Here is a 12961-nt window from a genome sequence, read left to right as displayed (position 1 = left end):
GGAGGGTATTATGGCAAAACGGAAAACGAAATTCATGTGCAAGGATTGCGGTTATGAATCCCCGAAATGGATGGGAAGATGCCCCGGTTGCGGCGAATGGAATACGATGGATGAAGAAGTAGAAATTGTTAGTAAAGGTCCACGAGGTGCATTTCAGCATACTGAAACGATTCAGCAGAAGGCAATGCCAATTAGTGCAATTCAGACGGATGAAGAGCCGCGTGTGAAAACGGAATTGAATGAATTGAACCGTGTATTAGGCGGTGGTATTGTGCCGGGTTCGTTAATATTGATCGGTGGAGATCCGGGTATCGGGAAGTCGACATTGCTGTTGCAAGTCTCTTCATTGCTCGCCAATCAAAACCAGCGCACGCTGTACATATCAGGTGAGGAATCGATCAGGCAGACGAAGTTGCGCGCTGAGCGCCTTGGTGTCGCTTCGGACGAATTATATATTTACGCAGAGACGGATTTGGCGAAAATTCATCAAACAATCAATGAAGTTAAGCCAAAGTTTGTGATTGCCGATTCCATTCAGACGATTCATCACCCTGAGGTGACTTCTGCTCCGGGAAGTGTGACGCAAGTTAGGGAATGTACGGCAGAACTGATGCGGATTGCGAAGACGCAGAATATCGCGATTTTCATCGTTGGTCATGTGACAAAAGATGGGCAAATTGCAGGTCCGAGGCTTCTTGAGCATATGGTGGATACTGTCCTGTATTTTGAAGGGGAGCGTCATCATACGTACCGGATTTTACGAAGTGTCAAAAACCGCTTTGGCTCAACAAACGAAATTGCTATCTTCGAAATGCTGCAGTCTGGATTGAAGGAAGTGCTGAATCCGTCAGAGCTCTTTTTACGGGAAAGGTCACAAGGGGCGGCGGGTTCAACAGTCGTCGCATCAATGGAAGGGACCAGACCGATACTAGTCGAAATTCAGGCACTTGTTACGCCTTCAAGCTTTAACTATCCAAAGCGAATGGCAACGGGACTTGATCAGAACCGGGTCTCGCTGTTGATGGCTGTCCTTGAGAAAAGGATGGGCATGCTACTGCAGGCGCAGGATGCCTATATTAAAGTCGCGGGCGGCGTGAAACTTGACGAACCGGCAATCGATCTCGCTGTTCTTGTGAGTATTGTATCCAGTTACCGGGATGCGGCGCCAGGAGTGACGGACTGTTTCATCGGAGAAGTGGGCTTGACAGGGGAAGTTCGCCGTGTTTCTCGTATCGAACAGCGGGTCATCGAAGCTTCTAAATTAGGTTTCGAACGCGCCGTTATTCCCGCTTCCAATATAGGTGGTTGGGACTTCCCGAAAGGCATTAACGTCGTCGGTGTCGAAACGGTAAGTGAAGCGTTAAATTTAGCCTTTACCTAATTAAAAGTTGGGTAATCGGGTAATCATTTTAAAATAGGTGCAACTTCGTGAGCCGGGAAACTGTCCTGTAAATAGGGAAAAAATTCCCGGTTATCGATGGTTCACAACAGCGTGAAAGAAGTAAAACATGTATAGTTAGCATAATAGAATGGAGGTGTTGTGCATGTTGAGAAAAGTTGTGCAAATTGGGTTGCTTCTCGTTGGAGGGACGCTCGGCGTTTTATTCTTACCGTACTTATTCACTTTATCTACTTTTACTTCCCAGCCGATGATCGATAATCCATTTGTAGCAGCAGTTGTAGGTGCATTACTATTGTTTGTTCTTGGTATTTTCATTGTGGATCCGATTGTGAATTTCATTAAATGGATGGAAGATCTGTTGCTCAAAGCACCAATTTTCGACTTGCTGTTTGGAACAATCGGGTTAGTCGTCGGATTAAGTGTGGCATTTCTTATGAGTTATGGATTGAGCAGCTTGCAGATTCCGTTCATTACGTCAGTTCTGTCGTTTCTGCCGATTGTGCTGTCGATTCTACTCGGTTATCTCGGTTTCCAAGTCGGTTTTAAGAAGCGTGAAGAGTTCATCCGTGCTGCACAGGGCATGAGAAGCAGTGCACCGAAGAAGAAGGATGGTGTCGAAGTAGTTGTTCAGTCTGCTGCCAAGGTAAATAAGATTCTTGATACAAGTGTCATTATCGACGGTCGCATCGCGGACATTGCTTCAACAGGTTTTCTCGAAGGTGTCCTCGTAGTCCCGCAGTTCGTGTTGACAGAACTTCAGCATATCGCTGATTCATCTGACTCCTTGAAACGAACAAAAGGAAGACGTGGTTTGGATGTGCTAAAGCGCATGCAAACTGATGAAGGACCAAGCATTTTAATCACTGAAGAGGATTTCGCTGATGTGGCAGAAGTGGACTTGAAGCTTGTACGCCTGGCGAAAAGTATGAAAGGCCTTGTCGTGACGAACGATTTTAACTTGAATAAAGTCGCCGATCTGCATGGCGTGAAAGTATTGAACATTAACGATTTAGCAAATGCAGTAAAACCGGTCGTCATACCGGGCGAAGAGATGCATGTTGTCGTCATTAAGGATGGCAAGGAGCATAATCAGGGCGTCGCTTATCTGGATGATGGAACGATGATTGTCATCGAAGAAGGTAGATCTCAAATCGGCAATACGATTGATGTCGTCGTGACGAGTGTTCTACAAACTTCAGCCGGTCGGATGATTTTTGCAAAACCGAAAAATGGCAAGCCAGCAAAAATGTAATGAGAAAGATGGGGGATGCGCATGGAAAGCTATACAGTGCTGCTTCCTGCGGCTGGAAGCGGTAACCGTATGGGAGCGGGCTTCAATAAATTGTTTCTGGAGCTGGATGAAAAACCAATCCTGATACACACATTGAATGTTTTTGAAAAGGATTCTGCCTGCGACGGTATGATCCTTTCTGTGAAAGAAGAAGAGCGCCCAATCATTGAACGGATGCTTGAGCAGTACAGCATTACGAAAGTGAAGGCGCTTGTCGAAGGTGGAGCGGAACGGCAACAGAGTGTGGCGGCATGTATTCGCGCTCATCAGACGGATGGAATTGTCCTGGTGCATGATGCCGCTAGACCTTTCATCCGGCAAGAAGTTATTGTAAGTCTTGTCGATACGGCGAGTAAATACGGGGCGGCGATTGCTGGTGTTCTTGTGAAGGATACGATAAAAGTCGCTCTTGACGGGATTGTTAAAGAGACAGTCGACCGATCAAAACTATGGACGATTCAAACACCGCAGGCCTTTCGTTATGGCATCTTGAAAGAAGCTTCGGACAAAGCTGAGGCGGAAGGTTTCCTAGGAACAGATGAATCGATGATTGTCGAACGAATCGGCGTCGACGTCCGTATGGTTGAGAGCACATATGACAATGTTAAAATGACGACAAAAGAGGATCTCTTGTTTGGCGAGGTCCTCTTGAAACATAGACGGCAGGAGGATTTTCAATGATACGAATAGGACAAGGCTTTGATGTGCACGAATTCGAGGAAGGTCGGCCGCTGATCATCGGCGGCATTACAATTCCTTATGATAGAGGTTTGACGGGGCATTCTGATGCCGATGTATTGTTACATACAGTAACGGATGCAGCGCTGGGTGCAATTGGTGAAGGAGATATAGGTCGTCATTTCCCTGATACAGACGCCGCTTTTAAAGATGCGGATTCAGCGATTCTGCTGGAGAAGGTGTGGGGTATCGTCGAAGCAAAAGGATACCGCCTCGGTAATGTTGATTGCACAATTATGGCGCAAAAGCCTAAAATGGCTCCGCATATCGACAAAATTCGCGCGCGTGTCGCTGACCTGTTGCATGCGGATGTCTCGCAAGTAAACGTTAAAGCAACAACAACTGAGAAGTTGGGCTTCGTAGGCAGGGAGGAAGGAATTGCTTCGATGGCGACAATCCTTCTGCTGAAAAACGATCAGAACTGAAGTGGAGAAATGCTTGAAAACGGACATGACCTTTCAAAAAGATGTGTGCAATGATAAAATAGAAGAGTAAACAAACAGGAACGGAGATGCTTTACATGACAACAGAAGTACGTGTACGCTATGCGCCAAGTCCGACTGGCCATTTACATATCGGAGGAGCCCGGACGGCTTTATTCAACTATTTATTCGCCAAGCATCATGGTGGGAAATTCATCGTCCGCATCGAGGACACTGACATTGCCCGCAACATTGAAACAGGAGAACTCTCACAGCTGGATAACTTGAAATGGTTAGGTATCGACTATGACGAGTCTGTAGATATTGGCGGCGAGTATGGGCCATACCGCCAGATGGAGCGCCTTGATATTTATTCGAAGTATGCGCAGGAAATCCTCGCAAGTGGAGACGCGTATAAATGTTTCTGTACAACGGAAGAGTTGGAAGAGGAACGTGAAAAGCAAAAAGCTTCTGGGATTGCAGCGCCAATGTATACTGGTACTTGCCGTCATTTGACGGCTGAACAGGTTGCTGAAAACGAGGCGGCGGGCATGCCTTATACACTTCGCATGCGTGTGCCTGAAAATGTGACGTATACAGTCGATGATCTTGTTCGGGGTGAAGTCGCATTTGAATCGCATGATATCGGCGATTGGGTAATTGTCAAAGCGAATGGTATCCCTACGTATAACTTCGCTGTCGTCATTGATGATCATCTTATGAAAATTTCACACGTATTCCGTGGTGAAGAGCATTTGACGAATACACCGAAACAACTGATGGTTTCGAATGCTTTCGGATGGGAATCTCCGCGATTCGGTCATATGACGCTGATTGTTAATGAAGATCGGAAAAAACTGTCGAAACGTGACGAGTCCATTATTCAATTCATCTCGCAATACAAGGACCTCGGTTATTTGCCAGAAGCGATGTTCAACTTCTTCGCGTTACTTGGATGGTCTCCGGGCGGAGAAGAGGAAATCTTCTCTCGTGCAGAGCTCATCGAGTTGTTTGACGAAAGCCGTTTGTCCAAATCGGCGTCTATGTTCGACAAGACGAAATTGACATGGATGAACAACCAGTATGTCAAAAAGATGAGCTTGGATGAAGTGATCGAACTGACATTACCGCATCTTCAAGCCGCAGGTCTCGTGAACGAAGCGATGACTGAAAGTGAACGCAATTGGGTGCATGATCTAATCGGGCTTTACCAGGGCCAGTTAAGCTATGGAGCGGAAATTGTTGAATTGACCGCCCAATTCTTTACAGACGAAATTGAATATGATGAACAATCCAAGGAAATACTTGCAGGTGAACAAGTTCCGGAAGTAATGGCTTCATTCCAAAAACAGTTGACGGATCTTGAGTCTTTTGATGCAGACGCTATTAAGGCGGCTATCAAAGCTGTACAAAAAGAGACGGGACACAAAGGCAAGAATTTGTTCATGCCGATCCGTGTTGTTGCGACAGGCCAAGCACATGGACCTGAACTGCCTGATTCCATTGCTCTGATTGGTAAGGGAAAGACGATTGATCGGGTGTCGAAATACGCAAAAGTATAAGTTGATTGACATATGGAATAATGTATGTAAAATTGACGTACATTCAATAAAAAGTACAGTACGATAAATAGCAAAGCGTTGAGAAGGATAAGTACATATTGCATGCTCTTCAGAGAGGATCATCATCGGCTGTAAATGATCCGTGCCCCTGCGATATGGAAATGCCCCTTTGAGCTCCGAGCCGAATGTTTGAGTAGGCCGGACGCATGACCTGCGTTACAGGTATCAAGCGGGGAGAGGAAGTATTCTCTTTCAAGCGGAGTGGAACCGCGCATTCAATGCGTCTCTGTCTAACTATGGACAGGGGCGCTTTTTTGTGTTCTTACATATGCCTGATTTAGGAGGAGAAGTAGTGTTCAGAAGGATGAACGAAGATATTAACTGCATTCTTGAGCAGGATCCCGCAGCGCGCGGAGCGATTGAAGTGGTGCTTACCTATTCAGGTCTCCATGCGGTATGGTCGCATCGGATTGCCCATGCGTTTTATAAGAAAAGGCTGCTGTTCTTGGCCCGATTGATTTCGCAGATAAGCCGCTTCTTTACAGGTATCGAAATACATCCTGGTGCGACAATCGGACGACGTCTTTTCATTGATCACGGAATGGGTATTGTCATCGGTGAAACGTGTGAAATCGGGGATGACGTTACATTATATCAAGGCGTCACGCTAGGGGGAACGGGTAAGGAAAAAGGGAAACGCCACCCGACACTTGCAAACAATGTACTTGTCGCTTCGGGTGCCAAAGTGCTTGGATCCATTACGATTGGCGAAAACAGCAAAGTCGGTGCAGGTTCTGTTGTACTCAAAGACGTACCGCCTGATTCAACAGTCGTCGGTGTGCCGGGGAAAGTCGTTATCACAAACGGCATCCGGGTGAAAAGCAAGCATGACCATCAACATATGCCTGACCCTGTGACAGATACATGTAATCAGCTTGAAGAAGAAATTGCTTTATTGAAACAACGCATAGAAAAACTTGAGAAACGGGAAGGGGAAAACAATGAGCATTCAACTGTTTAATACGTTAACGCGGAAAAAAGAACCGTTTGTTCCAATGGAAGAAGGGAAAGTGAAGATGTATGTATGTGGCCCGACTGTCTACAACTACATCCATATCGGTAATGCAAGACCTGTCATTGTCTTTGACACAGTGCGGCGCTATTTGGAGTATAGCGGTTACGAAGTGAACTTTGTGTCAAACTTCACAGATGTCGACGACAAGATCATCAACACAGCAAAGGAGCTTGGTGAGGAAGTCGGAGAGTTAACGGACCGTTTCATCAATGCTTACTTTGAAGATGTAGGAGCACTCGGTTGCGGGAAAGCGGATGCCCATCCACGAGTGACAGAACATATCGATGATATCATCGCGTTTATCCAAGTGCTAATCGACAAAGGTTTTGCGTATGTGGCGCAAGGAGATGTTTATTACCGAACACGCCGATTCGACGGTTACGGAAAGCTATCGCATCAGTCAATCGATGAATTGAAAGTTGGTGCGCGAATCGAAGACAGTGGTATTAAAGAAAATGCCCTCGATTTTGCCCTATGGAAATCAGCAAAAGAAGGTGAAATTGCTTGGGAAACGCCATGGGGAGCGGGACGTCCTGGATGGCATATCGAATGTTCCGTCATGGCTAGGGAGCACTTGGGCGACACGATTGACATTCATGCGGGTGGTCAGGACTTGACGTTCCCGCACCATGAGAACGAAATTGCTCAATCCGAAGCGATGACCGGCAAGCAATTCGCACGGTATTGGATGCATAATGGTTATATTAATATCGATAATGAAAAGATGTCCAAATCACTTGGGAATTTCGTGCTTGTCCATGATATCCGTAAACAAATTGATCCGAAAGTGTTGAGGTTTTTCATGCTGTCAGTTCATTACCGTCACCCTGTTAACTTCTCGCAGGACTTGGTAGAAGGTGCAGCAAACGGTCTCGATCGAATAAAGACAGCGTACAACAACGTCAAGTATCGATTGGAAAATTCTGCGGACTTAGGCGATCAACAGGACATTTGGACCTATAAAGTGGATGAATCCGTCCGCCAGTTTGAGATGGCAATGGATGATGATTTTAATACGGCGAATGCGATTGCTGCCATCTTTGAACTTGTGAAAACAGCGAATGTTTACTTGCTTGAAAAGAATACGCAAACAACGGTCCTATCCCATTTCATTACAGCATTCGATCGTATGATGGGGGTGCTTGGTTTGCCATTCACCGGGGAAGATGATTTGTTGGATGCAGATATCGATGCGCTTATCGAAGAACGTCTGGAAGCCCGCCGTAATAAAGACTTCAAACGGTCCGACGAAATCAGGGATTTATTGAAAGAGCAGGGCATCATCCTTGAAGACACTGCGCAAGGAACGCGTTGGAAAAGGGGATGAGTGACTTGTATACGTTGCGTGATATGGATGTAAAGCAATTGAACGCTCTTGCGCTTGCGTATATGGGCGATGCCGTTTACGAACAAGCGATTCGTGAGCATCTGTTGCGGTCAGGACGTGTGAAACCGAACACTTTGCACAGAGAAGCGACGAAATACGTTTCCGCTAAGGCTCAGGCGGCATGCGTCAGATTGATGCAGTCGAACGGTTTCCTTTCTGAAGAGGAGGAAGCCGTCCTGCGTCGCGGACGCAATGCAAAGTCGGGCTCTGTGCCGAAAAACACCGATGTCGTCACATACAATTATAGTTCAGGTTTCGAAGCTGTTATTGGCTATTTGTATTTATTGGGAAGACAAGATCGGGTTAAGGAGATTATCGGGATAACCATAGACTTCATCGAGAACCCAGAGGAGGAGGGAACAGTATGACAGAACAGGAATCAGAGTTGATTGGCGGGAAGAACCCTATTGCAGAGGCCCTTCGATCCGGCAGAGAACTTAACAAGATTTGGATTGCGGAAGGATTGAATAAAAAGAGCATCGGCGAAATTATGTCGTTGGCGAAACAGGCAGGTATTATCATTCAAGATGTACCTAAACAAAAGCTTGACGGTATGCTCGATATGAACCATCAAGGCATTATCGCTTCAGTAGCAGCATATGAATACGCGGAACTTGAAGATTTGTTCGATGTGGCCGCAAAAAGAGGTGAGGATCCACTCTTTCTAATCCTTGACGAGTTGGAAGATCCACATAATCTCGGCTCTATCCTAAGAACAGCGGATGCGACAGGAGTACACGGTGTTATCATACCTAAACGACGGTCCGTCGGTTTAACGGGTGTTGTGGCGAAAGCTTCTACAGGGGCGATTGAGCATATTCCAGTCGTGCGCGTCAACAATCTTTCTCAGACTGTGGAGGAGTTAAAAAAGAGGAATGTCTGGATAGCAGGCACAGATGCTGCGCACTCGCAAGACTACAGAACAATGGATGCAACACTGCCACTCGCAATTATTATTGGTAGTGAAGGAAAAGGCATGTCCCGAATCCTGAAAGAAAAATGTGATTTCCTTTATCATCTTCCGATGGTGGGACAAGTGACGTCATTGAATGCTTCAGTTGCCGCTTCGGTGCTTATGTATGAAGTGTTCCGTAAGCGTGATTCTCAAACGCCGCAACCATGAAACAGGATATCCTTCTCGTGGACGGCTACAACATCATTGGCGCCTGGCCGGATTTAGTGCGTCTGAAAAATGATAACTTGGCGAATGCCCGTGACCGGCTCATCGAAAAAATGGCGGAATATCAGGCACATACAGGCTGGCGAATCATTGTCATTTTTGATGCCCATCTAATGCCGGGAGTCGAGAAGAAGGATCGGAAATACCGTGTGGAAGTCGTTTTCACTAGGGAGAACGAGACAGCAGATGAACGGATTGAGAAGATGGTATCCGAACTTAGCGGTCGCCGTGTACAAATCCATGTAGCTACCTCGGATTTGACGGAGCAGTGGGTCATATTTGCCCAAGGTGCTCTTCGCTTATCGGCGAGAGAACTAGAAATTGAAATGAAAGAAATCGATAAAGCGATTGCAAAAAGAGTGAAGATAATCCAAGAGCAGCGCCCATTTTCGAAGATTCAGCTAACGGACGATGTGGCAGAAATATTTGAAAAATGGCGCCGCGGGATGAAATGAACGGTTGACGTCAAAAAAATCCATACTGTATACTAGGTGAAGTGGCAATAACGAAGCGGGGTGTGGTGATTGGTCGGGAAGATGCATATTCAAGGTGGTAAATCGGATTTTGCCGGACTTACTGATGAAGAACTTATCATTCGTGTTCAAGAGGGCAACACGGACGCACTTGATTTCCTTATTACCAAGTATCAAGTTTTCGTAAAGATGAAAGCGCGCTCATACTTCATGATAGGGGGAGACAGGGAAGACATCATCCAAGAGGGTATGATCGGACTGTATAAAGCAATTCGTGATTTCCGTGGTGACCGGTTGAGTTCGTTTAGAGCATTCGCTGAGTTATGCATTACAAGGCAGATTATCACAGCTATCAAGACGGCGACACGGCAGAAGCATATACCGCTTAACACATCCGTCTCACTGGACAAGCCTGTATATGATGAAGAGTCTGACCGGACGCTGTTGGATGTAATTGCGGGAGAAGAGCTGGATGATCCGGAAGATTTGATGATTCACAAGGAAGATTACATCCATATGGAAACGGAAATCAACAAAGTATTGAGCGGCTTAGAAAAGCAAGTACTCTCACTTTATCTGGAGGGCCAATCCTATCAAGAAATCTCGGACGAATTGAATAGACAAGTGAAATCAGTCGACAATGCACTCCAGCGTATTAAACGGAAGTTGGAGCGACATATGGAGCTGCACCCAGTCTTTTAATCGTGTCCCGGGATCAATTTCCAAGCAATTTCCATCCTGTTGACATGTTGTTTGTTAGGTGGTACTCTTTAGCAAGACAATGACTATACACTTCAGAAATTTACAATACAAGTATAAATGCATAAGGTGATAAAAATGTCTGGGAAGATAATCCTGTGCTGTGATCGCTGCGGATCTAGAAATTATGTCACCCCAGTGGGTGGCAAGCAGGCGACGGTCCGATTCACAGTGAAGAAATTTTGCAGCCAATGCAATGCGCATACAGAACATAAGCAGTCGATTTGATCGATCTGCTGACCGCAACAATATATCTACTTATTCGGAGGTCTATGAAGGAATGGGGAAACTAACCGGGTTTTTAAAAAGTGTCGTCTCAGAAATGCGCAAGGTCAGTTGGCCTAAACGCAAAGAGCTGACACGTTACACGATTGTTGTCATTTTCACAGTTATTTTCATGGCGGTTTATTTCGGAGTCGTCGACTTAGGCATTTCGCAAGTAATGGAATGGTATGTTGCGTTATAATAAGAAAGTATGAATATCCCTGTTGAAAATATCCCGTCTATCCAATTGAACGGGTTTTTTCATTTTTGTGAAAAAATGAATGCGGGTTAACAAGAAACTATACTACTTACGATAAAGGAGGGACGGACAAACAGTCCTCGTCACTATGGAAATGGAGAAGAATTGGTATGTCGTCCATACGTATTCAGGTTATGAAAATAAGGTAAAGGCCAATCTGGAAAAGCGTGTCGAAACAATGGGCATGCAAGATAAGATATTCCGTGTCGTGATCCCTGAAGAGCAAGAAACGGATTTCAAAGATGGCAAGAAACGAACAGTCATGAAGAAAACTTTCCCGGGCTATGTCCTTGTTGAAATCATTATGACGGACGATTCATGGTATGTTGTTCGCAATACGCCAGGTGTCACAGGTTTCATCGGATCTTCAGGTGGAGGAGCGAAGCCGACTCCGTTACTACCGGAAGAAGTTGATTTCATCCTTAAACAAATGGGCATGAAAGAGCGAAAAGCAGAAGTGGATTTCAGCGTTGGCGAAATGGTCGAAGTGTTGGAAGGACCGTTTGCGCACTTCCAAGGGAAAGTGGAAGAGTTCGATCAGGATCAAGGGAAAGTGCGCGTTTCCGTCGACATGTTCGGCAGAGAGACAATCATGGAGCTTGACTATACACAAGTGGAAAAATTATAAGTAATTACTACTTGCAAGAAGACTGTTTTAATGGTATCATTTCAAAGGTCAGACTGTTATATAAACAGGCTGGACGGATTAACCAAATTCTACCGGATTAAACCGGCAGGCACATATTGAGTGGGAGGGGCAACCCAATTACCACATCACGGACTTAAGGAGGTGTGTCTCGTGGCTAAAAAAGTAACCAAAATTGTGAAATTGCAAATCCCTGCAGGTAAAGCTAATCCAGCTCCACCGGTTGGACCAGCACTAGGTCAAGCAGGTGTTAACATTATGGGATTCTGTAAAGATTTCAACGCACGTACAGCAGATCAAGCAGGTTTAATCATTCCTGTTGAAATAACTGTATTTGAAGACCGTTCTTTCACTTTTATAACAAAAACTCCACCAGCAGCAGTGTTGCTGAAGGTTGCAGCTAATCTTCAAAAGGGTTCAGGTGAACCTAACAAGAAGAAAGTAGCTACTGTAAAACGTGATAAAGTTCGCGAAATTGCAGAACAGAAACTGGAAGATCTTAACGCGGCGTCGGTTGAAGCGGCGATGGCAATGGTTGAAGGTACTGCGCGCAGTATGGGAATCACGATCGAAGACTGATTCGTGTAACCAAACGCGTTTCTTTGTGGGGGTTGCGCTTGTTCTATAGGAACACGCAACCCTTATTCGTGGGAGGTTCAATCCGTTAAAACCACAAACGAGGAGGAAATTTTAGATGACTAAAAGAGGTAAGAAATTCACTGAAGCGTCGAAATTAGTCGACCGCAATGAAGTATATGGCATGAAAGAAGCGATTGAGCTTGCGAAAAAAACAAGCACAGTCAACTTTGATGCAACTGTAGAAGTGGCATTCCGTCTAGGAATCGACACTCGCAAAAACGACCAGCAAATCCGTGGAGCAGTTGTGCTTCCAAACGGAACTGGTAAAACGCAACGTGTACTCGTTTTCGCAAAAGGCGAAAAGTTGAAAGAAGCGGAAGCTGCTGGTGCAGATTTCGTGGGCGACGCAGAGTACATTGCTAAAATCCAACAAGGCTGGTTCGATTTCGACGTTATCGTTGCAACTCCGGACATGATGGGTGAAGTTGGTAAAATCGGTCGTGTTTTAGGGCCAAAAGGATTAATGCCTAACCCTAAAACAGGTACGGTAACATTTGATGTTGCTAAAGCTGTAGGAGAAATCAAAGCAGGTAAAGTTGAATACCGTGCGGACAAAGCTGGAATTATCCACGCGCCAATCGGAAAAGTTTCTTTCGATAACGAAAAACTTGAAGAAAACTTTAAAACTGTGTTTGATACGATTCTAAAAGCGAAGCCTGCTGCAGCAAAAGGAACGTACATGAAGTCAGTGAACGTTACTTCTACAATGGGTCCTGCTATTAAGATCGATCCTTCAACAGTTGCACCTAAATAAAAAACCATTGACAAGTTTGAAATCTTATAGTAAGATTTCGTTTGTTGTGAACTAAATCATTTGTACCGTAGACAGCAGGTGCGTTAATCGCTTAATCTTCCTGCCGAGGA

The 12961-nt window shown here is 45.4% G+C and carries 16 protein-coding genes and 2 other annotated features (1 of these 18 cut by a window edge); all 16 genes read left to right on the top strand.

What is annotated here, in order from left to right; genetic code table 11:
* The first annotated feature begins 10 nt into the window (after nucleotides 1-10).
* The 16 genes from radA to rplA all read left to right on the top strand — a co-directional run bounded on the left by radA (nucleotide 11) and on the right by rplA (nucleotide 12851).
* Nucleotides 11-1381, top strand: a complete 1371-nt coding sequence (gene radA, locus QWT69_RS15925) for a DNA repair protein RadA (protein ID WP_317967321.1) — start codon at nucleotides 11-13, stop codon at nucleotides 1379-1381.
* A gap of 163 nt (nucleotides 1382-1544) precedes the next feature.
* Nucleotides 1545-2654: a PIN/TRAM domain-containing protein gene (locus QWT69_RS15920; protein WP_317967319.1), complete on the top strand. Its 1110-nt coding sequence runs from the start codon at nucleotides 1545-1547 to the stop codon at nucleotides 2652-2654.
* Nucleotides 2655-2675: 21 nt separating this feature from the next.
* Nucleotides 2676-3374 (top strand): 2-C-methyl-D-erythritol 4-phosphate cytidylyltransferase, encoded by a 699-nt coding sequence (gene ispD / locus QWT69_RS15915; protein WP_317967317.1) that lies wholly within the window; start codon nucleotides 2676-2678, stop codon nucleotides 3372-3374.
* A complete protein-coding gene (ispF, locus tag QWT69_RS15910) occupies nucleotides 3371-3856 on the top strand; it encodes a 2-C-methyl-D-erythritol 2,4-cyclodiphosphate synthase (protein WP_317967315.1) in 486 nt (161 codons plus the stop codon). The genes ispD and ispF overlap by 4 nt, the downstream gene beginning before the upstream one ends.
* Nucleotides 3857-3951: 95 nt before the next feature.
* Nucleotides 3952-5415: a glutamate--tRNA ligase gene (gltX, locus tag QWT69_RS15905; protein ID WP_317967313.1), complete on the top strand. Its 1464-nt coding sequence runs from the start codon at nucleotides 3952-3954 to the stop codon at nucleotides 5413-5415.
* 69 nt (nucleotides 5416-5484) lie between these two features.
* Nucleotides 5485-5706, top strand: a binding site (T-box leader).
* Nucleotides 5707-5767: 61 nt separating this feature from the next.
* A complete protein-coding gene (gene epsC, locus QWT69_RS15900) occupies nucleotides 5768-6436 on the top strand; it encodes a serine O-acetyltransferase EpsC (protein WP_317967311.1) in 669 nt (222 codons plus the stop codon).
* Nucleotides 6417-7817 carry a cysteine--tRNA ligase gene (gene cysS / locus QWT69_RS15895; protein WP_317967309.1) on the top strand — a complete coding sequence of 467 codons (1401 nt, stop codon included), beginning with the start codon at nucleotides 6417-6419 and terminating at the stop codon, nucleotides 7815-7817. The genes epsC and cysS overlap by 20 nt, the downstream gene beginning before the upstream one ends.
* Nucleotides 7814-8245, top strand: coding sequence for a Mini-ribonuclease 3 (locus tag QWT69_RS15890; protein WP_317967307.1), 432 nt, complete (start codon nucleotides 7814-7816; stop codon nucleotides 8243-8245). The genes cysS and QWT69_RS15890 overlap by 4 nt, the downstream gene beginning before the upstream one ends.
* Nucleotides 8242-9000, top strand: a complete 759-nt coding sequence (gene rlmB / locus QWT69_RS15885) for a 23S rRNA (guanosine(2251)-2'-O)-methyltransferase RlmB (protein WP_317967305.1) — start codon at nucleotides 8242-8244, stop codon at nucleotides 8998-9000. The genes QWT69_RS15890 and rlmB overlap by 4 nt, the downstream gene beginning before the upstream one ends.
* Nucleotides 8997-9512, top strand: a complete 516-nt coding sequence (locus tag QWT69_RS15880) for an NYN domain-containing protein (RefSeq protein ID WP_317967303.1) — start codon at nucleotides 8997-8999, stop codon at nucleotides 9510-9512. The genes rlmB and QWT69_RS15880 overlap by 4 nt, the downstream gene beginning before the upstream one ends.
* 81 nt (nucleotides 9513-9593) lie before the next feature.
* A complete protein-coding gene (sigH, locus tag QWT69_RS15875) occupies nucleotides 9594-10232 on the top strand; it encodes an RNA polymerase sporulation sigma factor SigH (RefSeq protein WP_317971141.1) in 639 nt (212 codons plus the stop codon).
* Nucleotides 10233-10349: 117 nt separating this feature from the next.
* Entirely contained in the window at nucleotides 10350-10517 is a 168-nt protein-coding gene (gene rpmG / locus QWT69_RS15870) for a 50S ribosomal protein L33 (protein WP_431312296.1), read from the top strand.
* A 52-nt stretch (nucleotides 10518-10569) separates the two neighbouring features.
* Nucleotides 10570-10755, top strand: coding sequence for a preprotein translocase subunit SecE (secE, locus tag QWT69_RS15865; RefSeq protein WP_317967299.1), 186 nt, complete (start codon nucleotides 10570-10572; stop codon nucleotides 10753-10755).
* A gap of 151 nt (nucleotides 10756-10906) precedes the next feature.
* Nucleotides 10907-11440 carry a transcription termination/antitermination protein NusG gene (gene nusG / locus QWT69_RS15860; protein WP_317971139.1) on the top strand — a complete coding sequence of 178 codons (534 nt, stop codon included), beginning with the start codon at nucleotides 10907-10909 and terminating at the stop codon, nucleotides 11438-11440.
* A gap of 171 nt (nucleotides 11441-11611) precedes the next feature.
* On the top strand, nucleotides 11612-12037 hold the full coding sequence (gene rplK, locus QWT69_RS15855) for a 50S ribosomal protein L11 (RefSeq protein ID WP_317967297.1): 426 nt from the start codon (nucleotides 11612-11614) through the stop codon (nucleotides 12035-12037).
* A gap of 115 nt (nucleotides 12038-12152) precedes the next feature.
* Nucleotides 12153-12851: a 50S ribosomal protein L1 gene (gene rplA, locus QWT69_RS15850; RefSeq protein WP_317967295.1), complete on the top strand. Its 699-nt coding sequence runs from the start codon at nucleotides 12153-12155 to the stop codon at nucleotides 12849-12851.
* A 47-nt stretch (nucleotides 12852-12898) separates the two neighbouring features.
* Nucleotides 12899-12961: a sequence feature (ribosomal protein L10 leader region), on the top strand (it continues 82 nt past the right edge of the window).

The sequence above is a fragment of the Sporosarcina oncorhynchi genome, assembly GCF_033304615.1.
Classification (GTDB): Bacteria; Bacillota; Bacilli; order Bacillales_A; family Planococcaceae; genus Sporosarcina; species Sporosarcina oncorhynchi.
This window is presented reverse-complemented; position numbering and strand designations above follow the sequence as displayed.